The following is a 25,191-nucleotide window of genomic DNA, read 5'->3' on the forward strand; positions in this document are numbered from 1 at the left end:
CGGGATCACTCCAGGTCGGCCTCGTCAGGGGTCGGATCGGCGGTCTCGCCCGCCGCCAGATCTCGATAAAAGGTGAGCCCGTTCATGTCGAGGTCGTAGAAGGCGAACTCGCGGGTACCCCACACCGTCCGCCGCAGCGCGGTGCGCTCGTGGAAGACGCCCTGCTCCCGGTACTCCTCGAACAGACCCTCCACGTCGGGTACAACGAAGCGGAGCATCGGTCGCTCCACCCGGGACCATTCCTCGGCATCGTGCCACTGGAGGTGCAACTCGATCCCGTCCCGCCTCACACCGGCGTACCCCGGATCACGGGTGGAATCGGCAAAGGCGAGCTGGAACCCGAGCCGGCCGACGTAGAAACCGATCGCCGCCGCCACATCGCGCGACGGAAGCACCGGCTGCACCGCCTCGAAGCGGACGGACGGCCGTTCGGCCCCTATCGGTAGTTCTCCATCAGTGCGTCCAGCGCGTCCGCCCCCGGGCACAGCTCTTCGTAGGGGAGATCCCACAGCGGCCGGTCGACCGTACCCAGGACGTCGTGCAGGTCTCTCGAGTCCGGGTCCAGGTAAAGGAGCCCCGTCGGAACCTCGCCCGCCCCCTGACGCTTCCGCAGGTAGCTGTACACCGCGTCCCGGTCGGTGGGATCGTAGTCGTCGCCGGCCTGCCGGAACCGCACCACACTGCCATCGTGCATGCGGACGTCACGGACGCCGTTCGATTGCAGGTCGGCGGTGATCTCGTCCGCCGGCGGGACAAAATCCTTCGGCGTCACGAACGCGGCTTCGACCGCTGCGCGGAAGTGCTCCCGCGTGTACGCGTAGCTCTTGGTCGAACCCACATGGTCGTTGAACGTGACGCAGGGCGAGATCACGTCGACGATGGCCAGGCCCGGGTGCCGGATCCCCGCCTTGAGGATCGGGACGAGCTGGTTCTTGTCGCCGGAAAAGCCGCGAGCCACAAAGGTGGCGCCGATCGACAGCGCGAGGAGCACGGGGTCGATCGGGGGCTGCTCGTTCGGCAGGCCACGCTTCGATCTGGAGCCCATGTCGGCCGAGGCCGAGAACTGGCCCTTCGTCAGGCCGTACACCCCGTTGTTCTCGATGACGTAGAGCAGGTTGAGATTGCGCCGCACGCCGTGGCACAACTGTCCGAGTCCGATCGAGAGCGAATCCCCGTCCCCGGACACGCCGATGTACACCAGATCGCGGTTCGCGGCGTTCGCCCCGCTGGCCACCGACGGCATCCGGCCGTGTACGCTGTTGAAGCCGTGCGACTCGGACATGAAGTAGGCGGTCGTTTTCGAAGAGCAGCCGATCCCGCTCATCTTGGCCGCCCTGTGCGTCGGGATCGCCAACTCCCACGCCGCCTCGATCAGCGCGGCCGTGACGGAATCGTGGCCGCAGCCCGCGCACAGCGTAGACATCACGCCCTCGTAGTCACGGCGGGTGAGGCCGAGTTCGTTCTTCTCCAGACTGGGGTGGAAGACCCGCGGCTTGGCGATGAATGTCATGCGCCTACTCCTTCGGCGGACTTCGCCGCGATGCCGAGACAGTCGCTCACGTCCTCCGTGACCTGCCGCGCGCTCAGCGGGAGGCCTCCGTACCGGCGCACGGAGGCGAACTTTTCCTTCGAAACCGGCGTCTCGAGCGTGAGCAGCGACTTCAGCTGCGCGTCACGGTTCTGTTCGATGACGATATTGACGTCGTGCGCCTCGATGAAGCGGGTCACCTCCGGCGTGAAGGGGAACCCCCGGATCCGCATGTAGTCGAACCGGAGCCCCTCCTCGTCGAACTGATCGATGGCCTCGCGCACGGCGCCGTCACACGCCCCGAGGGTGATCAGTCCGTATTGCGCGCCCGGACGCGACCGGATTTCCGGAGGAGGCACGGCCTCGGCCGCGTTCTCGATCTTGACGGCGATGCGGTCGATGACCTCCAGGTATTCCTCCTCATCCTCCGTATACTTTCCGTACTTGGTATGGCCCGACCCCCTCGTGAAGTAGGCGCCCTTGGGATGCTCGCCCGGGATCGTACGATACGGAATCCCGTCCCCATCCACATCGAGGTAGCGGTAGAAGGTCTCGACCTCCTCCAGCGCCTCTGCATCCAGCACTTTGCCTCGGTCCGGCCGATAGGTGTCATCCCACCGGAACCGGGGCACGACCCAGTCGTTCATCCCGATGTCGAGGTCGGACAGGACGAACACGGGCGTCTGGAAGCGTTCGGCCAGATCGAACGCCTGCACGCTGAACTCGAAGCACTCCGCCGGGTCCTTCGGATAGAGGCAGATGTGCTTCGTGTCCCCGTGTGACGCGTAGGCGCAGAGGAGGATGTCGCCCTGCTGTGTGCGCGTCGGCATCCCGGTCGACGGCCCGACACGCTCGATGTCGAAGAACACGCACGGGATCTCGGCGTAGTAGGCGAGCCCGATGAACTCCGTCATGAGCGAGATCCCCGCCCCGCTCGTCGACGTGAAGGCGCGCGCGCCCGCCCAGCCGGCCCCGATCGTGATCCCCGCAGCCGCGAGTTCGTCTTCCGCCTGCAGGATCGCCGCCTTGCTCCGGCCCGACCCCTCTTCGATGCGCAGGCGCCGGCAATAGGCCGTGAAGGCGTCAACCAGCGAGGTGGAGGGGGTGATCGGATACCACGCAGCGACCGTCGCGCCGGCGTAGACACAGCCCAGCGCCGCCGCCGTGTTTCCGTCGATCAGGATCGAATCCCGTGTGGCGTCCATCCGCTCGAGTCGGATCGGGAGGGGGCACTCGAAGTGCTCCGCCGCGTAATCGTACCCTATCCGGATCGCCTTGAAGTTCGCGTCCAGCAGGTGCCGCTTCCGCTCTCCGAATGTCTCCTCGAGGAGCCCGCGGATCACCTCCATGTCGAGATCGAGGAGCGCCGCGAGGGCGCCTGTGTAGGCGATGTTCTTCATCAGGATGCGCGTGCGGCCGCCCTCGAAGTTCTTCACGCACATCTCGGCCAGGGGCACCCCGAGGAAATTAACGTCGTCCCGCTTGAGCGTATCCGCCATCGGCCAGCTTGAGTCGTACAGCAGCCAGCCGCCGGGGACGAGTTCCTCGATGTCGCGCGCGTACGTCTCCGGATTCATGGCCACGATGAGGTCGAAATCCGGCCTGCGCGCGACGTGACCCGTCCCGTTGACGCGGATCTCGTACCAGGTGGGAAGGCCCTGGATGTTCGAGGGGAAGACGTTCTTCCCCGACACCGGCACCCCCATGCGGAAGATCAACTGCATGATGAGTCCGTTGGCGCTCGCGGAGCCGGTACCGTTTACCGTCGCGATCTTGAACGCGAAGTCGTTGATGCGTTCGGACTTCATGCCGCTCATGGCGTCAGGGCGCCGCCTGCACGAAGCCGCCGGGAGCCATGGCCTCGATCCCCATCCCCGAGTAGGGATGGTCGGCGTCCTGTCCCGCGTAGGGCTTGAGCAGATCGAACGTCCGCATGTCCCACGCCGCCGTCGGGCAGCGTTCCGCGCACAACCCGCAGTGGATGCACAGGTCCTCGTCCTTCACCATGGCGCGAGCCGTATGGGGCAGCGGCCCGGAGACGTACAGATCCTGCTCCAGGTTCTCTGCCGGCGCGAGCAGTCGCGTTCGAAGTTCGGCTTCCTCGCCGTTGTGGGTGATCGTCAGACAATTCAGGGGACAGATGTCGATGCAGGCGTCGCACTCGATGCACAGGCTCCCCGTGAAGTGCGTCTGAATGTCGCAGTTCAGGCAGCGCTCGACCTCCTTGAGCGTCTGCTCGAGGTCGAAGCCCTCCTCGACTTCCGTCTCGATGCTCTGGAGCCGCTTCTCGAGGCGGACGTGCCGCATCTTGCGCCGCTCCGCGTACTCGTAGTCGTTCGAGTAGCTCCACTCGTGGAGACCCATCTTCGCGCTGACGAGGTTCATGCGGTCCGGCGGCCGCCTGTGGAGATCCTCCCCGTGGCAGTAGGCGTGGATGGAGATGGCCGCCTGGTGCCCGTGCTCGGCCGCCCAGATGATGTTCTCGGGGCCCCACGCCGCGTCACCGCCGAAGAACACGCCCTCCCGCGTCGACATGAAGGTCTTCCGGTCGACGACGGCCTCGCGCCACTTGTTGAACTCGATCCCCGCGTCGTCCTCGATCCAGGGGAACGCGGTCTCCTGGCCGATGGCGAGGATCACGGCATCGGCCGGGAAGAACGCCTCGTCGAGCTTGGTCGCCACGAGGCGGCCGTCGTCGTTCTCGTTCCATTCGACGATGTCGAAGTTCATCCCCTTGAGGACGCCGTCCTCGACCACGAACTCCGTGGGCGAGTGGTTCTCGACGATGTCCACCAGTTCTTCCTGCGCGTCCTCCAGTTCCCAGGACGACGCCTTGAAGTACGATTTCGACTTGCGGGCCATGACCTTGACGTCGGTGCCGCCGATGCGCTTCGACGTCCGGCAGCAGTCCATGGCCGTGTTCCCGACCCCGATGACGAGCACGTTCTCCTCGATCGAGTTCGTGTGCCCGAAGGCCACGGATTCGAGCCAGTCGATGCCGATGTAGATGTGGTCGGTGTCGTACCGCCCCGGCAGGCGCAGTTCCTTGCCGCGCGGGGCGCCCGAACCGACGAAGATGGCGTCGAACCCCTGCTCCAGGAGCCACTTCATGCTCTCGACGGGCGCGTTATAGCGGATGTCCACGCCCATGTCGAGGATGTAGTCGATCTCTTCCCACAGGACTTCGGGAGGCAGGCGGAACTGCGGGATGTTCGTCCACATGAGCCCGCCGGGACGGTCGTTCTTCTCGAAGATCGTGACCTCGTAGCCGAGCGGCATGAGGTCGCGGGCGACGGTCAGTGACGCCGGACCCGACCCCACGCAGGCGATCTTCTTCCCGTTCTTGCGCACGGGGATGGTCGGGAAGCGCGGGGTGACGTCGCCCCGAAGATCGGCTGCGACCCGCTTCAGGCGGCAGATCGCCACCGGCTTGTCTTCGACGCGTGTGCGGCGGCAGGCGGGCTCGCATGGGCGATCGCACGTCCGGCCGAGGATGCCCGGGAAGACGTTCGACTCCCAGTTGAGCATGTAGGCGTCGTCGTACCGTTCCTGCGCGATGAGGCGGATATAGCCCGGTACGTTGGTGTGGGCCGGACACGCCCACTGGCAATCCACGACCTTATGGTAGTAGTCGGGATGCTCGACGTTTGTTGGCTCCACCGTCTCTCCTCGGGCCGACCCCGCCCGCCAGGCCCCACGGCTCCCCGACCCGCGAGTCACTTGGTGAGATGAACCGCTTGCAATCGTAGGGGACGAGACGACCTGTCGCCAGTTTCCCGGGAGTGCCGCTCCGCCTCGTTGCTGCAACGCCCCGGGAGCGCGAAAGTTGCACCGATGAGAAAACGACCTCGCCTGTCCCTCTCCGAAGGAGAGATCCTGCGGGCCCTCGGAGGCCTCGAGGCGGCACTCGCCGACCACCATGACCGGTACCCCGGGGTCCCGGAATCGCGGCAGCCCGTGCATACGGTCGCGGGTGGCGCACACCTGTTCCGCCGCGACACGGCCGCGAAGCTCGGGCGGATCGCGCGCGGGTATCTCGACCGGTATGCGGGCGACCCGGCCGCCCTGGCCGATGCGCTCGGCGGCGCGTGGTCCCCCGGGCTCGCCGGGGTCGTACACCAGCGCCTGCGAGGCAAGCTCGAGCGCGAGCCCGTCGAGAGCTTCCTGATCGACTTCGAGGATGGCTTCGGCGCCCGCCCGGAGGAAGAGGAGGACGCGGCGGCGGTCGCGGCGGCGCACGAGACGGCGGCAGGGGTCGCCGCGGGGAGCCTGCCTCCCTCTCTCGGCATCCGCATCAAGCCCCTCGCGGGCGTCACGGGAGGGCGGGCGCTCCGGACGCTGGACCTCTTCCTGACCGCCCTCGCCGACGCCGGCGGGTCCCTTCCGGACGGTTTCTTCGTCCTCCTCCCCAAGATCGTGTGTCCCGAGCAGGTGACCGCACTCGCGCGCGCGCTCGACCGGCTGGAGGAGAAGCTGGGGCTGGAGGCGGGCGCGGTCACGATCGAGATCATGATCGAGACGCCGCAGTCGCTCGTCGGGCCCGGAGGTGGGGCGGCGCCGCCCGGTCTCGTGGAAGCGGCCGGCGGACGCTGCCGGACCGCACACCTCGGGGCCTACGACCTCACGGGGGCGGCGGCGGTCGCGGCGGAGGAGCAGACGCTGGACCACCCGTTGTGCGATGTGGCGCGGCAGATCCTCAAGCTCTCCCTCGCGGAGACCGGCGTGCAGCTTGCGGACGGCGCGACGAACCTCCTGCCGGTGGAGCCGCATCGCGGAGGCACCTCCCTCTCCGAGGCCGAGGGCGCGGAGAATCAGGCCGCCGTGCACGACGCCTGGCGCCGCCACTACGCCGACGTCCGGCGCTCGCTGGCCCAGGGCTACTACCAGGGCTGGGATCTGCACCCGGCGCAGTTGATATCGCGCTATGCCGCGGTCTTCTCCTTCTTCCTGGAGGGACTCGACGCGACGGCGCGTCGCCTCGAGCGCTTCGTGGCCGGCGCGGGACAGGCCATCCTCACCGGATCGGTGTTTGACGACGAGGCGTCCGGACAGGGACTCCTGAACTTCTTCCTGCGCGGCCTCGCGAGCGGCGCCCTGACTACCGAAGACATAGCGAAGTCGGGTCTGTCGCTGGAGGAACTCGAAACCCGCTCCTTCCGCACCATCCTCGAGCGGCGCGGAGCATGATCGGCGCGTGACCGCCTGGTGATCGGCGCGTGGCTGGAGAGAGGAAGCCTCCGGGTGCGGGACGACCTTCCGTGCGCCGCGGCCGGTTTCGGCAAGGTCGTGGTGCGGGTCCTCGTGGCGGGCATCTGCGGGACGGACCTGGAACTGATACGGGGATATCGGAAGTTCGAGGGGGTTCCCGGGCACGAGTTCGTGGGCGTGGTCGAGGAAGGTCCGGCCCGCTGCTGAGTTCCCGGACGGGTTCGAGAGCGCTATGAGAGTCGTTCGTCCGGGTGGGACGATCATACTCAAGAGCATATACCAAAACGATTTATCATTGGATATCTCATCTATTGTCGTAGATGAGATTCACCTTCTCGGATCGCGGTGCGGACCGTTCGCGCCTGCCCTCTCGGCCCTCCGCCGCGGGGAGATCGAGATGCTGGCGAGGTGGTGGAGGCGGCACTGGCACACAAGGTCCGCAACCAGATCGAGGCGGCCTACCGGGGCTCGGACCTGGTCGAGCGGCGTCGTCGGCTGATGGCCGATTGGGCAGCCTATGTGGCCCAAGCCGGCTAACGCGTCGTTACTCACCGCCACCGGGGTGACAACCACTGGGGCCTGGACCGCACTCAGGCGCGATGGTCGCATCGACTCCTCGCTCCTTCGCACCCCGCCGGGGAGGGTGGCGCGGCGTGGCCGTCGGAATCTCGACTCAAACATCGTTGTGGCTGCCTGAAGCGGGTTAGCTGGCCCGGCCTGTTTGTGCCGCGCGTAGCCCCTTCCAGGTGCTGTAGCACAGGGCGAGCAGCACCAGCGTGAAAGGTAGTCCGGCGGCGGTGATGGCCGCCTGTGCGGCCACGAGGCCGCCGCCGAGCAGCAGTGCGACGGTGACCAGCCCCTCGAAGACGCACCAGAACACGCGCTGGGCGACCGGCGCGTCCAGCTTGCCGCCGGCGGTGATGGTGTCGATAACCAGCGATCCGGAGTCGGAGGAGGTGACGAAGAACACCACGATGAGCACGAGACCGATGACCGCCGTCACGTTCGCAAGCGGCAGCGACTCCAGCAGCGCGAACAGGGCAAGCTCCGGCTGCTGCCCCTGCACGGCCGTGATCACGTCGAGATCACCGCGGTCGACGTACTGCGATACCGCAGTCCCGCCGAAGGCGTTCATCCAGATCGCGATAGTCAGCGTCGGGATGATCAGCATGCAGGCGATCAGTTCGCGCACCGTCCGGCCGCGCGAGATTCGGGCGATGAACAAGCCCACGAAGGGGGACCACGAGATCCACCAGGCCCAGTAGAAGATCGTCCAGCCGTGCATGAAGTCGAGGTCCTCGCGGCCCAACCAGTTGCTGAGCGGTCCGATCGCTGCGAGATAATCGGCGAGGCTGGTCACGGTGCGGGTGGCGATGTCGAGCGTAGGGCCGACCGTCAGCACAAACGCCAGCAGCAACAGGGCGAGCCACAGGTTGGCTTCGCTCAGCCGCTTGACCCCCTTCTCCATCCCGCTGATAACCGACGTCAGCGCCATGGCGGTGATGCCGGCGATCAGCAGGACCTGGGTGGTGTTGGTCGTCGGCGTGCCCCACTGGTGGGCCAGCCCCGCCGCCAACTGTTGAGCGCCCAGGCCGAGCGACGTGGCCAGCCCGAAGAGCGTGGCGAAGACGGCGAGAATGTCGATGCCGTGGCCGATCCGGCCCCAAACCGCCTCCCCCAGGAGCGGATAGAACGCCGACCGGAGCGTCATCGGCAGTCCAAGGTTGTACGAGGCGAAGGCGATCGACAGCGCCGCCACCGCGTAGATGGCCCACCCATGGATGCCCCAATGGTAGATGGCGCCGGCCATGCCGAGGCGCGCTGCCGCCGGGCCGGCCGCCTCGAGCCCGAGCGGCGGTTGCAGAAAATGCTCCACCGGCTCCGACACCCCAAAGAACATCAGGCCGATGCCCACCCCGGCGGCAAACAGCATCGCGAACCAACTCGATCGAGAATAGTTCGGCCGGGCATCCGCGCCACCCAGGCGAACGCGGCCAAGCGGCGTCACCACCAGGAGCAGGCAGAAGAGTACGAAGAAGTTGCCCGCGCCCATGAACACCCAGTCGAACGTCGGGAGGAGCCACGCGCGCAACGCCCCAAAGCCGGCCGTCGCCCTGGCCTGGAATGCCAGTACCCCGGCCACGAACGCGATGATGGCGAGGCTGGAGACGACGAAGACCGGATTGTGGATGTCGAGGCCGAGAACCCGAACGTTGTCCTGACCCAGCTTGTAGTCGGTCTTCGCGATCTCGGTCATAGGGTCTCGTCAGCGGGCCGCCGCGGCCGACCGCGACTCGTCCCCCGGGTCAGCCGGAGAGCCGCACGCTCCGCACGCGCACGCCACCCTCGTCGGTCGCGAGCGTCCACGCGATCAGCAATTCGTCGGCGAGGCGCACCATGCGGGGGAATCCGCTCGAGCGTTCACCGGCGGTCTCGGAGACGAGCACCGTGGCCTCCATGGACCCGTCCGGCCACACGCGGCGGGCGAGGACCCGCGGGGCATCGTCCGACGCTTCCAGCCACACGGCCACCGCCGAGCCGTCGTCGAGGCGCTCGATGTCCACCCGGCCCAAGGGCAGGCCCTCGTCGATCCGGATGCCCGGGCCAAAGGTCGCGCCGCCGTCGTCCGAGAACGCGACGTGCACCCGGGGCGCGCCGCCGACCCCCGTGTACCACGCCGAGGCGAGCGCCTGCTCGTTTCCACTCAGCTGCGGTCCGTTCACCGGGCAGCCCGGGATCGTCCAGCCGTCGGTCGACAGCGGCGCGGGGTCGGTCCACTGCTCCCCCGCCCCGCGAACGACGGAGATGTCGCGGACTTCCGATTCGCTCCGGTCGCGGTAGGCGGCGACCAGGCCTTCGTTCACGCGGGCCAGAGCGGTCTGGCAGCACTCGCACGTCCGGTCGTCGAGCAGAACCTCGGGCCCCAGATGGCCATCGGGTGCAAGCGTGCGAAAGCGGACGGACATGGCGCCGCGCGCGCCGCTCTCGGGATCCGGAAGCATCGCGCGGCCGTCGAGCCACGCGAGCCCCGCCCCGTCCCGCCAAGGCACCATCGACACGAAACCGTGTTCCGTCGGAGACGCATCGTCATGCGCGCGCACGGGCTCACTCCATGTGTTCCCCCCGTCCGAGGACAGCGCAAGCATCACGTGGTAGGCGTACGGCGCTTCGGCGACCTTCTCCAGCCAGTGAACCGCGATCGTACCGTCCGGCATCTCGACCGATGAGGGGAAGTCCGCCCAGTTGACGAACAGTTGATCCGTGGCTCGCACCGTGCGCGGGGCCGACCACCCGTCGCCGTCGCGGATCGCCAGGCGCAGCGCGCTGGCCTCTCCGTCCGGCTCGATCCAGGTCAGCACGGCGCGACCCTCCGCGCCCGGCGAGAGATGGGGCTCCCCGCTACCGGGCGGCCGTTCGAACTCGACATCTCCCGGCGTCAGCGACGTGCGTCGCTCCACGTCGGCGGCGCACCCGCACAGAACGGCGGCCATGACGAAAGGCAGGAATTTCGTGCGATCAGGCTTCATCTCTTCTCCACCGCTGGTTAGCGGGTATGATACGCGTCCAGCCGTGCCATGAGAACTGGTACAGGAGCCGCCGTCAGCCCCGCCCCTTGCCGGCCGTTACCCGGGGGCGCCACCTCTCGGGGTGAGCCTCGAGCCTTTCTACGGCGGCCCGAAGGACCTCGAGCGCCAGGTCGATCGTATGGAGGTGCGTGCGGAACGCGAGCGCCGCCATCCGGAGCACGAACGTCCCGTCGATGGTCGTCGACGAGAGGAAGACCCGCCCATCCCGGTGCGTCTCTTCCACGAGCGCCTGGTTGAACGCGTTCGCGTCCCCCGACTCCGGCACCCAGCGATAGGTCACGACGGTGAGCTGCGGCTCCGGGCCGACCTCGAACCCGAGCGCCGCGACCTCGCGGTGGAAGTATCGGGCGAGTTCGAGTTTCTCCTCGAGGCAGGCCCGAAACGGAGCCTCCCCATACAGGAGGAGCGGCAACCACACCCGGAGCCCGCGGAAGTGCTTCGTGAGTTCCGGAGAGACGGCGGCGGGCGAGCGACCTCCCCACTCGGACTCGACCGTGTCCTGCAGGTAACTGGCGTAGTAGGCGTGCGCGTCCTGGAGCGCCTCGCCGTCGCGGATGAGGACAGTGCCGGTGCCGTACGGGAGGAACATCCCCTTGTGGGGATCGAGGACCAGCGAATCCGCCCGCTCCATGCCGGCGAGCAACGGCTGGCACGCCTCGACGAGCGCGAAGAAGCCCCCGTAGGCGGCGTCGACGTGGAACCAGAGACCCTCCTGCTCGCACACCTCCGCGATGCGGGCGAGCGGATCGACCGCGCCGGTGTCCGCGGTGCCCGCCGATCCGAGGACGAGCCAAGGCCGGAGTCCCCGGGCGCGGTCCGCCGCGACGAGTTCGGCGAGGGAGTCCGGGCACAGCCGGAAGTGGCCGTCGCGCGCGACTTCGCGCCGGACGGCTTCCCCCATGCCGGCTACCCGGATCGCCTTGTGCAGGCAATGGTGGGCGTGGGCGGAAGCGTAGACGACGGCTCGCTCGTAGTCCCGGGCCCGGAGCCCGGCCGCTTCCCGGGCCGTGACCACCGCGATCAGGCTGGCGATCGAGCCGCCCGAGGCGAGGTTGCCGTCCGAACCCTCGGGAAATCCGACGAGCGACGCCATCCAGTCGAGGATCAGGTCCTCCATCTCGACGGATCCCGGTCCCGTGAAACGGACGCCCGCGTACTCGTTCGTCACGGCCGCGAGGTAGTCGCCGAGCGACGACGCGTAGATCCCGCCACCCGGCACGTAGCCGAGATGTCCGCCGTGCGACGGCAGAAGCCCGGGCCGCACGACCGACTCGTCGATGCGTTCGAGGAGCGGTTCGATCGGCAGTGTCGCGCGTCCGGGGGGAAGTTCCCGGAGAGCCGCGACCGCGGACTTGTCGATGTTGTAGGCCGGCCGGTCCGGCAGCTCATGGAGGAGCCGCTGGACGTACGCATGCACCTGTCCCATGAGCCGGTCGCGCTCGCCCGCATCGGGTTCGAGCGGCCGGGCCGCGTCCTCCAGTTCGAGAATCCGGGACCGCTGCCGACTTGAGATCGGGCGCATGATGCGATCCTATCCCTTCCCATCGGGTGGCGCGAGCTTTCTTGCCGTCTTCGCTGTAGGATGTCGGGCGCGCCCCGAGACGGTCCGGGACGGCGTAGCTCAAATGGGAACGGTAGCCGGAGGATCCCGGGTGTATCCGCTTCGAAGAAGCTGGCTGGCGGCGGCGCTCGCCGTCGCGCTCGCGTCGGGTGTGCAGGCCCAGGCGCGCGCGGACCGGGCGGGCGCCTACCTGCGATCCTTCCACGACCTGCGGCTCTTCAATGGAGCGGCGCTCATCGTCGACGAAGGAGAGGTCCTGTTCGAGGGCGCTTTCGGCCCGACCGACCTCGCGGGCGTCGTCGCCAACTCCGCGGTCACCCGCTTCCGCGTCGCCTCGCTGACCAAGCAGTTCACGGCCGCGCTCATCCTGAGACTGGAGGAAGAGGGACTCCTCCGGGTCGAGGATCCGGTCAGCCACTACATCGGGGAGTACCCGCCCGCGAACGGGGACCGGATCACACTCCACCAACTGCTCACGCACACTTCGGGCCTGCCGAGCTACACGAACATGCCGGGGTTCATGGAGTCGAGCGCCGAGGTGCCCCACTCGCCGGGCGAGATCCTGGCGCTGACGTGGGAGGAACCCCTCTCCTTCGAACCGGGCACGGACTTCGAGTACTCGAACTCGGGCTACGTGCTGCTCGGCTGGATCGCGGAGCGCGTCACCGGGCTTAGCTATGATGAGGCGCTCGAGACCTATGTGCTCGAACCGCTGGAACTTGGCGATACAGGATACGACCACACGTTAGCGCCGCCGACGCGTCACGCGGCGGGACACACCCGCGACCTCGTCGGCTACCGCCCGGCGCGACGGATCGACCCGTCGGTTCCCTACTCCGCCGGGATGCTCTACTCGACGGTCGGAGATCTCGCCCGGTGGGCTGACGCGCTGCGCTACACGAACCAGGGGGACGCCGGCGCCGCGGCCGATAGCCTGGCGGCGGGCGCCGCAGGTGGCCTGTTCCGGGATTCGGCCACGCTGCGCCGGATGATGACGCCGGACCTGGAGTCATACGGGTACGGAGTCGTCGTACGGACGCGGGAGATCGGAAACGAGGAGAGTGTGCGGGTGATCGAACACTCGGGTGGCATCTTCGGCTTTTCTTCTCATCTTCGCATCTTCCCGGACCATCGGCGTCTCATCGTCCTCCTCGACAACACGTCCTCGGACCTGCGACCGATCGTGGAGGGTCTGACGAGCGTCCTCTGGGGGCTCGAAGCCGCGGCTCCGAAACCCTCGATCGCAGAGCGGCTCCTCCCGATCATCGTGTCGGGGGGCGTCGAGGCCGCGATGTCCCGGTTCGAGAACTGGCACCGCACGCGCCCCGACGACTACGACTACTCTCCCCGGCAGATCCTGATGCTGGCTGGCCACTTCCGCGAGGAAGATCCGGGTACTGCGATCGCGATCCTCGAGCGTTACGTGGCGGGGACGCCGGAGGCGCCCGGGATCCGGTTCGCACTGTCCGAACTTCACGAGGAGGCGGGGGATGCCGCAGCGGCGGCGGCCCACATCGAGGCGGCGCTCACCTACAATCCGGGCATGCCCGAGTTGCTGGGGCGGCTGGCCGAACTCGACGTGGAGCCCGATCTCGCCCTCCGGCTTCCGGTCGTCACCCGGGATCCGGAACAACTGGCGCCTCTCACGGGCGAGTACCGCATCGACCCCGCCACCACGCTGACCGTCACCCTCGAGGACGGCGTCCTCCTGGCCGGCCGTACGGGCGAGGAGGCCTTCCGGCTGCTTCCGCAGTCGCCGATCGCGTTCCTGCTGCACGGTTCGGCGGTGCAACTCATATTCGACATCCAGGACCGCGCGGCCAGCGCCGTCTCGATCGTGGAGGCGGGCCAACGCCTGACCTTCCCGAGAATCGGAGGCTGAGCCGCCGCGCGGTCGCCACATGTACGACTTTGCCGTCGCCGGACTCGGAGCCATCGGGAGCGCCACCGCGGCGGAACTCGTCCGGAGGGGGCACTCGGTCGTCGGCTTCGATCGGTATCGCCCGCCCCACACCATGGGTTCGGCGCACAGCGACACGCGGATGATCCGGGAGGCGTGGTATCACGGGTCGCCCTACGTCCCTCTGGGCCGCGATGCTTACGCGCGCTGGAGACGCCTCGAGCGCACCTCCGGCAGGACGCTGCTCCGGACGGCGGGAGCCCTCATGATGGGGCCCGAAGACGGCCGCGTCCTTGCGGGGCACCCGCTCGCGAGCGTGACGCGAGGCGGCACCGACTGCGTCTCGCTCTCCGTGCAGGAGGTGGCCGAGCGCTTCCCCTGGCTGCGGCCCGATCCCGGGACGATCAGCATCTACGAGCCGGGGGCCGCCGTCCTCTCGCTGGAGGCCTGTCTCGAAGCGACTCTGGAGGCGGCTTCCGCGGCGGATCTTCGCTTCGACGAGCCGGTAGTCGAGTGGTCCGCCTCCGCATCCGGCGTCCGGATCGGCACGGAGCGGGCGGAGTACCGCGCTCGCCGCCTCGCCATCGCCGCGGGAGCCTGGACGTCGCGGCTGGTGCCCGAACTCGGGCTTCCACTCGAGGTGGAGCGGACGGTACAGTACTGGTTCGAGCCCGCCGGAGCCCATGCTCCAGCACTCGCCGACGGACCCGCCTGGGTGTGGGAACTCGACCGGGAGGGGACCTGGTACGGCTTCCCTCCGACGGCGCGCGGGCTCAAGGCGGGGATGCATTTTCAGGCCGGACGCGGGACCGAAGTGGACCGGGTGGACCGCGAGGTCGGGGATTCCGAGACGGAGGCGCTACGACGGCTCTTCGCGCGATACGCCCCGGGAGCGGCCGGACCTCTCGTCCACGCTTCCGTCTGCCTCTACACGAACACGCCCGATGAGAACTTCATCCTCGACCGCCACCCCTACCATCCCCGGGTCGTGGTGTTCGCCGGCGGGTCGGGCCACGCATTCAAGTTCGCGCCGATCCTTGGGGCGTTCATGGCGGATCTCCTGACGGACGTACCGCCCCGCCACGAACTGTCCCCCTTCTCCGCCGCCCGTTTCCGAAGCGAGCGCCGCTAGAATGCCGGGGAGACGTTCATGGGTTCGGGTTGTCAGCTCGGGTTGCTTCCCGAACGATCACGGACCGTTGAGCCTCCCCCGGCGAAGCGCAGGAAGAGGGCCGGGACGACGACCATGTTCAGCGTGGTGGACGTGAGGAGCCCCCCCAGGACGACGACCGCCAGCGGCGCCTGAATCTCCTTGCCGGGTTCGCCGAGGCCCAGCGCCAGCGGGATGAGGGCGAGGCCCGCCGTCGAGGCCGTCATCAGGATCGGACTCAGCCGCTCCATCGAACCGCGCCGGATGCTCTCGATGAGCGCGTGGCCGTCCCCGCGGAGATCCTGGTAGCGGCTCACGAGCAGGATCCCGTTGCGGACGGCGATCCCGAACAGGGTGATGAACCCGACGAGCGTCGCGATGTTCACCGTCCCGCCGATGAGGAAGACGGCGAGCACGCCTCCCGCCAGCGCCAGGGGGAGGTTGACCATGAGGAGCGCGGCGATCCGGGCACTCCGGAAGGTGCGGAACATGATGAGGAAGATCGCGGCGATCGAGAACAGCGACAGGATCGTAATCCGCCGCGTGGCCTCCTGGCCGCTCTCGAACTGTCCTCCGTACTCGACATGATAGGCCGGCGGCAGCGCGACCTCCGCCCCGACGCGCGCCTGCAGTTCCTCCGCGGCCCCGCCCACGTCGCGCCCCGCGACGTTGGCGCTCACGACGATCTTACGCTGGACGTTCTCGCGGCTGATCGTATTGGGCCCCCGCGCCGGCTCGATCGACGCCAGTTGCGACAACGGCACCGTGGCCCCCGCCGGAGTCGTCATCAGCGTGCCGCCGATCGCCTCCGGGTTCGTCCGGTGTTCGTCCGCGTAGCGAACCACGAGGTCGAAGGCGCGGTCCCCTTCCCGGATGAGCGACACCTCCTCCCCCTGGAAGGCGACGTCCACGGCCGCCGCCATCGCTCCCGGCGTGACGCCGTACCGCGCCATGGCCCGGCGGTCGGCCCGGATCTGGAGCTGCGGGATCTCGGCCTGCCGCTCGACGGCAATGTCCACCAACCCTGCCACACTCGTGGCGACCGTCTCGATCTCGCCCGCGAGTTCGCGCAGCCGCTGGAGGTCGGGCCCGAACAGGTTGACGGCGATGGCGGCCCGCGTCCCCGACAGCATGTGATCGATGCGGTGCCCGATCGGCTGGCCGATCGTGACGTTGGTCCCGGGGAGCCCGGCGAGATCGTCCCGCAGCGCGGCCATGACGTCCGCCAGTTCGTGCTCCGACAGGTCGAGCGGCACGTCGATCTCGGAGGCGTTGGCGCCCTGGGCATGCTCGTCGAGATCGGCCCGGCCCGTGCGCCGCGAGGTGGAGACGACGGCCGGGTGCGCCAGCAGTTGGCGCTCCACGCGGGTGCCGATGGCATCGGACTCCTGCAGCGAGGTGCCTGGCGGGCTCACCACGGACACGGTCAGCGCGCCCTCCTGAAACTCGGGCAGGAACGAGCGGCCCAGCAGGGGGAACACGGCCAGCGTACCCGCCAGCAGGACGACGGCACCGACCAACACCGGACCCGACCGCCGGAGGGCCCAATCCAGAAGCGGCCGGTACGCCTGCTCGATCCGGCGCATCAGCCACGGCTCGCGCTTCCTGTCGAGCGCCCGGTCGTCCGGCAGGAGGATGTGGCACAGCGCCGGCGTCACCGTGACCGCGACGAGGAGCGATGAGAGGATGCTCACGATGTACGCCAGGCCGAGCGGCCGGAGCATGCGTCCCTCGACGCCGGACAGGAAGAAGAGGGGGACGAATACGATCGAGATGATGACGGTCGCGTCGAGGATCGGATCCCGGATCTGGCGCGCGGCGCGGCGGATGAGTTCGAACGGGGATTGGCGCTGCTCCGGGGGGAGCCAGCGGTCTTCGCGCAGGCGGCGGTGCACGTTCTCGACCACGATGATCGCGTCGTCCACCAGAGCGCCGATGGCGATGGCCATCCCCCCCAGCGTCATCGTGTTGATCGTGCCCCCGAGCAGCCGCAGCGCGAGGATGGCGAGGCCGAGCGAGAGCGGGATCGCGAGCACCGAGATCGCCGTCGTCCGAGCGTCCCAGAGGAAGAGCAGGAGGATCGCGACGACCAGCAGGGCGCCGTCGCGGAGGGCCGTGGTCACGTTCTTCAGGGCGAGCGAGATGAAGTCGGCCTGCCGGAAGATGGTGCGTTCGAACGCGACCCCCTCGGGCAGGTCCGCCTCGAGCGCGTCCAGCTCGGCGTCGATTCGCTCGGTGAGTTCGAGGGTGTTCGCGTCGGGCTGCTTCTGGATGGAGAGGATGACGGCGGGTTCCGCGTTCACGGAGGCGGTGCCGAGGCGCACGGCGGGACCGATCCGCATATCGGCGATGTCTTCGAGGAGGACCGGGACGCCATCCCGCACCGCCACCACGGCGAGGCCGATCTCCTCCAGGTCGCGCGCTCGCCCGATGCCGCGGATGAGGATCTCGCGACCGCCGGAGCGATACACGCCCCCCGACGCGTTCCGGTTCGAGGCGGCCGCGGCCTCCAGCACCTGGTCGAGCCCCACCCGGTAGGCGAGCAGCCGCTCGGGATGGACCAGGACCTGGTACTGCCGGACTTCCCCGCCGATCGGGATCACCTGGGAGACCCCCGGCACGGCCAGCAGCCTGCGGCGCACTGTCCAGTCGGCCAGGCTCCGCGCTTCCATGAGCTGCGCGGGCGGCGCGCTAATCCCCACGAGCAGGATCTCGCCCATGATCGAACTCACGGGGGCGAGCACGGGGACGCCCGCGTCCTCCGGCAGCTGGCCGGCGGCGAGCTGCAGGCGCTCGTTCACGATCTGGCGCGCGCGCAGGATGTCCGTGCCCCAGTCGAAGTCCACCCACACGATGCTGATCCCGTGGGCCGAACTCGATCGGACCCGGCGCACACCGGCCGCACCGTTCACCGCCGTCTCGATCGGGAAGGTGATGAGGCTCTCGACCTCTTCTGGCGCCAACCCGTGCGCGTCGGTGAGCACGGTCACGGTGGGCGCCGTGAGGTCCGGGAAGACATCGACGGGCAGGTTGGCCGCGACCCAGCTCCCGCTCCCGAGGACGACGACCGCCGCGCACACGGCGAGAAAGCGGTTTTGCAGCGAGGCGTCGACCAGCCGGTCGAGGAGACCCATGTGCCCGGGAGCGTTCATCCGGGCGGCCTCAGTGCGGATGTCCGTGATCAGAGATCTCTGCTTCTCCGAGCGACGCCAGCCTCACCTGGTAGGCGCCCTCCGCGACGACCTGTTCCCCCCTCGCCACGCCCGAAAGTACGATCGTCCACGATCCGTCCGAGGGTCCGGTTTCCACGACCCGGCGCTGGAACGCCTCCCCGCCGAGCTTGACGTAGACCACGGAGAGCCCGTCCTCATCCACGATCGCCCGCGTCGGAACCGCCACGCCTTCCACCGGTTCGCCGAGGATGAGGTGTCCTTCCGCCAGCAGCCCCACCTTGAGTTCGCCATCGGCGTTGGAGACGGCGAAGCGCACGGGGAGAGTCCGGCTCGCGGGATCGATGACGGTGCCCACGGAGACGACGCGAGAGGCCGTGTGTGTGTGCGACGCCCCTTCGACCGTGAACCACGCGCCACTCACCGCGCTCACCGCCTCGGCGTGACGGGCCGGGACCCGAGCCACGAACCAGAGCGTGTCCGGGTTTACGACGGTGAAGGCGTGCGTCCCGACCTCGACGTGCTGGCCGGGGGCCACGCGGCGGTCGGAGATGACGCCGCGAATCGGGCTCTGGAGCCGGTAGACGTTCGGATCGGGACCGCCTCCATCCGCGCCCTCCCGCACGCCGCCGATCGTCTCGAACGCCGCCAGCGTCAGCTCGAGATCGTGCCGGGCCTCCTCGAGGCGGCGTTCGGCGATGGCGCCGGCCGCGAACAGGCGCTCCGCCCGGGCCGCCTCCCGCTCGGCGCGCACCACGTCATGGCGCATCCGCGCGTACGAGGCATCTACATCCGTAGGCGCGATCAGGGCCAGCGTCTCCCCCGCCCGGACCGCGTCCCCGGGCACCGGCGACGGCCCCTGCACCCGCACGAGCCCCGCCACGGGCGTCGAGATGTGCGCGAGACCGTTCCCGGGGGCCACGATCTCCCCGGTGGCGGTGATCGAGCCGGGGATCCGCCGCTCGTCCGCGACGGCCACCTCGAACGGCATCGACCACTGCTGCTCCTTCGCGAATGCGATCAGCCCCGGTGGCGGCACCTCCACGTCGTGCGGCAGGGCCTCCGCGCTGGCGAAGACCTGCAGCTGTCCCACCGGGATCGCGTGCTCGACGCCCCGGGCCGAAAGCGTCAGATCGGCGCGCCAGATTCCGGTCTCGGGCAGGGTCGGACTCGGGTTGTAGACGCCCGGCACCGACGGCGCCTGCAGCACGATCTCCTCGCGGGCGCCGCCCGGCCCGCGCAACAGCAGCGTGAGGCGGCCCTCGCTCACCGGCTTCCAGTCCTCCAGCCACGTGAGGTGGATACCCCACGGATCGCTCCCGACCCCGCGCACGTGAGGCGGATACTCGACGAAGAGCTCGAGCACTTCCGTCCAGTGCGTGACGACGCCGCCTCCGGCGTGGGAATGGTCGGCCGCGGCCGCATCGTCGGCGACCGGCGAGCCGCAGCCGGTGCTCCAGAGGACCGCCGCGAGGGTCGCCGCCCGGGTCACCGCCCGGGACGAGCGGACGTCGGGCCTCATCCTTCCGCCTCCGGAGCCCGCCCCATGGCGCGCAGGAGATCGTAGTAGGCGACCCATGCGCCGGCCCGAAGGGAGAGCGCCGTCAGCCGGGCGTCCCGAAAGGCGTCCGCCGCGTCCAGGACCTCGACCAGCGTCATCTCTCCCTCCGCGTACGCCGCCCGCGCCGCCGCGAGAAGAGCGTCCGCGTCGGCGAACAGGTCGTCGCCGACGGCTTCGAGCCGGCCGCGGGCGGACTCGTAGAGATCGGACGCGGTCAGCACGTCGATCTCGGCCTGCCGGCGGCGAAGATCCAGCCGGTGGACCGCCGCGGATTCGCGCGCGGCGGCGCCATCCCGCCCTCCCCGTCCCCGGTCGAAGAACGGAATCGGGAGGTTCACCCCGAATATCGCGCCGGAAAACCCGTCCGCCTGTTCCTTGTAGCCCAGATTCAGCGTCGGCTGCGGGGCCCAGGCCGCGCCCGCCACCGCCGTCGCCGCTGCCGCCGCATCCACCTCGCGCGCCGCCGCTTCGAGGTCCGGTCGCCCGGCCACCGCGTCCAGCGCGACTCCACGCGCGACCGGCGGCGGGACGCCTTCAAGCCCTTCCGCGGGGCCCACCTCCCGCGCCTCGGCATCGGGAACGACAAGCGCGGCCAGCGCCCGGCGGGCGGCGCGGGCCCGGAGTACCGCGTTGGCCAGATCCTGGTCGACCCGCAGGCGCTCGATCCGCAACCGCCGCGCCTCGTAGGCGGAGATATCTCCGGCCTCCAGGCGGCGCTCGGCGGCCTCGGCCACCGTCCGGATCACGGACGCGGCCTGCTCGACGGCACGCTCCGCCTCCTCGTCGTACCAGGTCCGTGCGTACGTCTCACGCACCTCGAAGGCCAAGCGTATCGAATCCGCGCGGAACCGGGCGGCCGCCCCATCGGTCGCGTGGGCGGCGACCCGGCTCCGGGCAGCGGTTCGGCCCGGCCACTCCACCTGCTGCACCAGCCCCGCCGTCGTCTCCCAGTAGTCCGCGCCCGCGTGGCCCAGCGACTCGCGGCCCACCACCAGCATCGGGTTCGCGTACGCCCGGTCCTGGCGCGCCATTCCCGCGATCTCGGCCGACTCGGCCCGCGCGATTCGCAGCCCGAGACTGTTGCGAGCAAACGACTCGAGTGCTTCGGGGAGCGTGATCCGTTGGACCGCCTCCTGGGCGACCGCCCCGTACGGGACGGCGGCCCCGCCCCCGAGCAGCAGCAGCGTCAAGGTCCCCATCACTCGCATGACACCTCCCGGAAAAGCGGGCCGACCCCGTCTCGTCACCGTTCGAATATGGTCGCGGTCGCAGCACGACTGAAACCGTTACGCGGAAGCTCTCCGTATTGTTCGCCGACGCTCGGACGCTCCACATTGGCGTCCACACCCCCTGCGAAGGGAGAAGGAGACCATGAGGAAGATCGCGATTCTCGTCGCCGCGTTCGTCATTCGGAAGCTTCTGAAGAAGCTCTGAAGGCGGTCGCCGAACCCCCTCCGGCTCCGTACCGCCGGGGTGACCCTGCCTCGCGCCGCTAGTCGGGGGATGGCCCGACCCGGCCGGGCCTCATCGCCGTGAGGAAGCGGATTGGCCTCAACGCCTCCCGGTCGTACGAGTAGTAGATGAAGATTGGCGTGCCCCGCATCTTCTTCCGCTCCACAAAGCCCCAGAACCGCGAATCGAAGCTCGAGTCGCGGTTGTCCCCCAGCATGAAGAACCGCTCGGCGGGGATGACGATCGGTCCCCAGTTGTTCCGCGTCGGCTCGTATTCCTCGCGAGCCGGGTCCGGCACCAGGTACCCGGTCTGCCACAACATCATCGGGTCCCCCGAGTCCGGCTGGCGGCGATTGCGGAGGGCATAGGGCTCCTCGAGCGCGGCCCCGTTCCGGTGAAGGACGCCGTCCTCCATCCACAGCGTGTCCCCCGGCAGGCCCACGGTGCGCTTCACGATGTCGAGTCCAGGGGAGTGGTCGGCCCGGAATACGATGATGTCGCCGTGTTTTGGTTCCTTGTACCCCGGGACGCGGAAGTCCGTGAGAGGAACGGACGAGCCGAGCGACATCTTGTTCACGAGCAGGAAGTCGCCGACCAGCAGGGTGTCCTCCATCGAGCCCGACGTAATGACGAACGTCGCAAGCAGGAAGCTTCGGAAAACGAAAAAGATGATGGCCGCGACGAGCAGGGTGCGGGCCCAGTCGAGGAACCAGGCACCGCTGAAACGCGGTGGCGGTGGCGGACGCTTCCGCTTCGATCCCTCCTCTTCGCTCCCTTCGCGGATCGTGTCTCTCGCTTTCCGGCCTCGTGCCATTGCTCTCCAGCCGCTCGTTCCACGGGCACCAGCGGCGCCGGGCTTCATCGTCATCGAGGGGACGCTACTCTGCGAGCCCGGCGTCCGCCGCGCAAACCATTGAGGAGGCTAGTCGGGAGAGGGGCCGATCCGTTCCGGTCTCATCGCCGTCAGGAAGCGCGCCGGCTTCGGTGCCTTCCGGTCGTACGAGTAGTAGATGAAGAACAACGTCCCCCGCATCTTTTTTCGTTCGACGAATCCCCAGAACCGCGAGTCGAAACTGTCGTCGCGATTGTCCCCAAGCATGAAATAGCGCTCTCCGGGGACGACGATCGGCCCCCAGTTGTCCCGCGTGGGGTGGTACCCTGGTCGTGCTTCCGGTGACAGATGCGCGGTTTGCCACAGCATCCGTGCGTCCGACGCGTCGGGGATCCGGGGGTTCCGGAGCACGTAGGGTTCGTCGACCTCGCTTCCGTTCCGGTAGAGGACGCCGCGCACCATGTGGAGTGTGTCGCCGGGGAGGCCGACGGTGCGCTTGACGATATCGAGCCCGGGCGAGTGATCGGCTCGAAACACGATGATGTCGCCGTGTTCCGGCTCGGCGTATCCCGGAACCCGGAAGTCCGTGAACGGGATCGTGGAACCCAGCGACATCCTGTTCACGAGCAGGAAGTCACCCACGAGCAGTGTCTCCCTCATCGATCCCGACGTGATGACGAAACTGGCGAAGAGGAAGGTCCGGAAGAAGAACAGCATCACGGCCGCGAGGGTCAGCGAGCGGATCCAACCGACAAACCACGCCCGGCTGAACCGTGGCGGAGCGGGGGGCCGCTTCGTTTTCCGACTTCGTGCCATCATCGCCTGACCTCCCTGGAGAGACTGCCGGCGCCCCTTGCGCCGGAGGTTACATGAGCCCGTCGAAGTAGAGATGGAGCCGCCAGGTAGCGCCGCCGCGTACGGCGCGGGCGATGTCGATCCGGAACAGACCCTCCAGGATCGAAAAGCCGGCCCCGACGCTCGAGCGCCAGCCCTCGGTTCCGAAGCCGTCCCGGGGCCCCGCCCATGCCGCATCCCAGAAAGCGGTCACACGCAACGCGCTGCCGCCCACGTCGTACGCGGGGTCGCCGATCCGGAAGCCGCGTCCCAGTTCGACGCGTCCGAGCCAGAAGCTCTCCCCGGCGGCCGCCCCGGGGTCGAAGGCCCGCAGCGTGTACGACCCGCCGAGGTGGAAGTGCCGCTGGAGCGGCGGCTCGCCGAACACTCTTCCCGTCGCACCCTCCAGCGCCAGGCTCCACAGCCCCAGAGGGAGTTGGAGTGCCGCCGAGACCGCCACCCGGCCGTAGTCGCCGAAGTCCCCCGTCGCGGCTTCACCCCACGCCGAACCACTCAGGACCGGAACCCCGGGGTCGACGGAACTGAACGCCCGCCATCGGCCCGAGATGCCGGCGATGTCACCACGCTCGGCGAAGATGTTGTCGGGGAAGGCCGCGTCGCCGAAGAGGTTCGGGAGCGAGGCGTCGCTCCGCTTGGGGGCGTTCTGGTGGCGCTCCGCGAACAGCGTCGCCTCGACCCGCGTGCGGGCACCCTGCCGGCTGGCCGAGAGTTCGAGCCCGGTCTCGCGGAAGTAGAGGCCTTCGTCGTACCCCAGCATCAGGCTGTTGAACGAGTTTCCCAATGAGAGAGGACGACCCCAGTCCCCGAGGTCGGTCAGCCGACGGTACGCGGTGATCCCGAAGCCGCCGCGCGCGGTCTGTCGGCGCCACCCGACTTCCACCCCGGGCTCCCATTCGGGGATCCCGATCCGGGGCGTGACCGCGAACTCCGAGGAATTGCCCGTGGGCCAGCCGAACCGGGCGTTCAGCGATAGTCCTTCGACCCGGTTGTAGCGGAGCCTGCCCAGCCCCGGAATCAGGTCGAGATGCGGGGCGAGCGCGCCGGCCGCCGGGATGCGGAGCGACGAGAGGCGATTCCTGAGGTCGTCCAGTTCATCCGCCTCGAACGCGACCACCCCCGGGGAGAACAGGGGTTCGAGCAGTTCCGGAGCCGCGGCGAGGTCGTCGATGGGAGGGACGATGATCACCACCGGCCGCGAATTCTCCGGCAGCGAATCCGCTTCCGCGGTGAGTGGATCGTCGCGGATCCTCTCGGCCTCGGGCTCCGCCCGGAGCCCCACCCGAAGCCCGACCCTGGACCGCTCGAGCGTGTCCGATTCGGGAATCGGGATCTCCTCGTCGCGGTCGACCCAGCGGGTCCAGCCGAGCGGGAGATCCTCCCCCGGATCGAGCGTTTGTTCCTGGTCGACGAGATAGTCCTCGAACGTCCACTCGAAGCGCACAGGCACGCTCCACCGCCCCGCCACGGTGGCCGTGGCGTCGAACGCCATGCGGTTCGGCAACCACCAGCGGAGTTCCTGGAGCCCGTAGTCGATCGTGATGAAGTCGACCCTGGCCCGGATGGGCTTCACGAACCCGGGCACGTCCTCCGCATCCTCCGGCTGCTCGCGGTCGAAGTCGTACTCGATCGCGGGACGGTAGGCGGCCCGGGTCAGGACGCCGGCATCGGCATCGAACCAGAAGGAGCCCGCGATGCGGTCGAAGCGGCCCTCGCGCGGCTCCACGATCGCTTCGATCAGGGTCACCGTGCGGTCCGACCCGGCAAAGCGGATTCTCAGCGTGTCGCCGGAGCGGTACCGGTAGTGGAGGGCGGCCGTGTCGGCCAGCGGGTGGAGCGCCCAGTCCGAGCCGATCGCCACGTGCTCGCTGGCCGGATCGAGGATGTCGAAGTCGAGGTCGAAGGCGTCATCCTCGCGCAGGTCGTCCTCGAACTCGACGCCCAGGCCGGCGATCGGCACACCCCGCCGCACCCCCAGCCAGCGGATGATGTGGTCGCCCTCGGCCGCCCAGCGCATGCGCGCCGCGCGCTCCTGGTGAAACATGGCCCGTTCGCGCCGAAGCGCCCGGCCGCCGAGCCCGGCGTAGATCCGCTCGCGGTACGTCAGTTCGAAGCTGGTCAGTCCGTCGGCCCGGGCCTTGCGCTGCGCTCGCGCGCGTTCGATCAGCGCCGCCACGCCTGCGTCGGCGTAGGCGTCGGCCGGCACCTGCCGCAAACCGGCGGCGCCCGGGGTCGGCGGCGGATCCTGGAGGGCGTCCGCGTCGCCCGACCCGCCGGAGGCGAGCCACAGGGCCGCCAGCGAGAGGGCACACGTGGCGCTACTCGCTCGGTTCAATCCAATCCCTTGTGAAGACGTTCCGGTCGGCGGCTCATGAGCGACCCGACCGCCC

Annotated in this window: 18 protein-coding genes; 5 read left to right on the forward strand and 13 right to left on the reverse strand. The window is 68.9% G+C overall.

Translation table 11 applies throughout. The features are described 5' to 3' along the window. Window positions 1-5 precede the first annotated feature (5 nt). The 4 genes from ACOOHF_RS15610 to ACOOHF_RS15625 are packed head-to-tail and all read right to left on the reverse strand — an operon-like array spanning window position 6 to window position 5,188. Window positions 6-395, reverse strand: coding sequence for a VOC family protein (locus tag ACOOHF_RS15610; protein ID WP_420462367.1), 390 nt, complete (start codon window positions 393-395; stop codon window positions 6-8). A 41-nt stretch (window positions 396-436) separates the two neighbouring features. After that, a complete protein-coding gene (locus tag ACOOHF_RS15615; protein WP_420462368.1) occupies window positions 437-1,510 on the reverse strand; it encodes a 2-oxoacid:ferredoxin oxidoreductase subunit beta in 1,074 nt (357 codons plus the stop codon). Further along, window positions 1,507-3,345 carry a 2-oxoacid:acceptor oxidoreductase subunit alpha gene (locus tag ACOOHF_RS15620; protein WP_420462369.1) on the reverse strand — a complete coding sequence of 613 codons (1,839 nt, stop codon included), beginning with the start codon at window positions 3,343-3,345 and terminating at the stop codon, window positions 1,507-1,509. The genes ACOOHF_RS15615 and ACOOHF_RS15620 overlap by 4 nt, the downstream gene beginning before the upstream one ends. Window positions 3,346-3,349: 4 nt before the next feature. Then, a complete protein-coding gene (locus tag ACOOHF_RS15625; protein WP_420462370.1) occupies window positions 3,350-5,188 on the reverse strand; it encodes an FAD-dependent oxidoreductase in 1,839 nt (612 codons plus the stop codon). A 174-nt stretch (window positions 5,189-5,362) separates the two neighbouring features. Between ACOOHF_RS15625 and ACOOHF_RS15630 the strand changes: the two genes are divergently transcribed. The 3 genes from ACOOHF_RS15630 to ACOOHF_RS15640 all read left to right on the forward strand — a co-directional run bounded on the left by ACOOHF_RS15630 (window position 5,363) and on the right by ACOOHF_RS15640 (window position 7,273). Continuing rightward, entirely contained in the window at window positions 5,363-6,715 is a 1,353-nt protein-coding gene (locus ACOOHF_RS15630; protein WP_420462371.1) for a DUF6986 family protein, read from the forward strand. Window positions 6,716-6,733: 18 nt separating this feature from the next. Next, window positions 6,734-6,943, forward strand: coding sequence for an alcohol dehydrogenase catalytic domain-containing protein (locus tag ACOOHF_RS15635; RefSeq protein WP_419935753.1), 210 nt, complete (start codon window positions 6,734-6,736; stop codon window positions 6,941-6,943). Window positions 6,944-7,147: 204 nt separating this feature from the next. Then, window positions 7,148-7,273, forward strand: a complete 126-nt coding sequence (locus ACOOHF_RS15640; protein WP_419935754.1) for a hypothetical protein — start codon at window positions 7,148-7,150, stop codon at window positions 7,271-7,273. A 166-nt stretch (window positions 7,274-7,439) separates the two neighbouring features. Here ACOOHF_RS15640 and ACOOHF_RS15645 read toward each other — a convergent pair whose 3' ends face one another. The 3 genes from ACOOHF_RS15645 to ACOOHF_RS15655 form a co-directional block, all read right to left on the reverse strand. Then, complete coding sequence (locus tag ACOOHF_RS15645) at window positions 7,440-8,993, reverse strand: BCCT family transporter (protein WP_419935755.1); 1,554 nt, start codon at window positions 8,991-8,993, stop codon at window positions 7,440-7,442. 49 nt (window positions 8,994-9,042) lie between these two features. After that, window positions 9,043-10,263, reverse strand: coding sequence for a sialidase family protein (locus ACOOHF_RS15650; protein ID WP_419935756.1), 1,221 nt, complete (start codon window positions 10,261-10,263; stop codon window positions 9,043-9,045). A 73-nt stretch (window positions 10,264-10,336) separates the two neighbouring features. Further along, the gene (locus ACOOHF_RS15655; RefSeq protein ID WP_419935757.1) at window positions 10,337-11,845 is read right to left on the reverse strand and encodes a pyridoxal phosphate-dependent decarboxylase family protein; all 1,509 of its coding nucleotides are present in this window, start codon (window positions 11,843-11,845) and stop codon (window positions 10,337-10,339) included. A 130-nt stretch (window positions 11,846-11,975) separates the two neighbouring features. Here ACOOHF_RS15655 and ACOOHF_RS15660 point away from each other — a divergent pair, with 130 nt between their 5' ends. Both ACOOHF_RS15660 and solA read left to right on the forward strand, forming a co-directional pair. Then, window positions 11,976-13,766, forward strand: coding sequence for a serine hydrolase domain-containing protein (locus tag ACOOHF_RS15660; protein WP_420462372.1), 1,791 nt, complete (start codon window positions 11,976-11,978; stop codon window positions 13,764-13,766). Window positions 13,767-13,785: 19 nt separating this feature from the next. Further along, window positions 13,786-14,916: an N-methyl-L-tryptophan oxidase gene (solA, locus tag ACOOHF_RS15665; protein WP_420462373.1), complete on the forward strand. Its 1,131-nt coding sequence runs from the start codon at window positions 13,786-13,788 to the stop codon at window positions 14,914-14,916. A gap of 32 nt (window positions 14,917-14,948) precedes the next feature. Here solA and ACOOHF_RS15670 read toward each other — a convergent pair whose 3' ends face one another. The 6 genes from ACOOHF_RS15670 to ACOOHF_RS15695 form a co-directional block, all read right to left on the reverse strand. Beyond that, window positions 14,949-18,086: an efflux RND transporter permease subunit gene (locus ACOOHF_RS15670; protein ID WP_420462374.1), complete on the reverse strand. Its 3,138-nt coding sequence runs from the start codon at window positions 18,084-18,086 to the stop codon at window positions 14,949-14,951. 10 nt (window positions 18,087-18,096) lie between these two features. Beyond that, window positions 18,097-19,626, reverse strand: a complete 1,530-nt coding sequence (locus tag ACOOHF_RS15675) for an efflux RND transporter periplasmic adaptor subunit (RefSeq protein ID WP_420462375.1) — start codon at window positions 19,624-19,626, stop codon at window positions 18,097-18,099. Next, on the reverse strand, window positions 19,623-20,864 hold the full coding sequence (locus ACOOHF_RS15680; protein WP_420462376.1) for a TolC family protein: 1,242 nt from the start codon (window positions 20,862-20,864) through the stop codon (window positions 19,623-19,625). The genes ACOOHF_RS15675 and ACOOHF_RS15680 overlap by 4 nt, the downstream gene beginning before the upstream one ends. 293 nt (window positions 20,865-21,157) lie before the next feature. Next, the gene (gene lepB, locus ACOOHF_RS15685) at window positions 21,158-21,931 is read right to left on the reverse strand and encodes a signal peptidase I (RefSeq protein ID WP_420462377.1); all 774 of its coding nucleotides are present in this window, start codon (window positions 21,929-21,931) and stop codon (window positions 21,158-21,160) included. Between the two features lie 108 nt (window positions 21,932-22,039). Further along, on the reverse strand, window positions 22,040-22,768 hold the full coding sequence (gene lepB, locus ACOOHF_RS15690) for a signal peptidase I (protein WP_420462378.1): 729 nt from the start codon (window positions 22,766-22,768) through the stop codon (window positions 22,040-22,042). Between the two features lie 46 nt (window positions 22,769-22,814). Then, complete coding sequence (locus tag ACOOHF_RS15695) at window positions 22,815-25,136, reverse strand: hypothetical protein (RefSeq protein ID WP_420462379.1); 2,322 nt, start codon at window positions 25,134-25,136, stop codon at window positions 22,815-22,817. Window positions 25,137-25,191 lie beyond the last annotated feature (55 nt).

The sequence above is a fragment of the Candidatus Palauibacter sp. genome, assembly GCF_965216145.1.
Lineage (GTDB): Bacteria > Gemmatimonadota > Gemmatimonadetes > Palauibacterales > Palauibacteraceae > Palauibacter.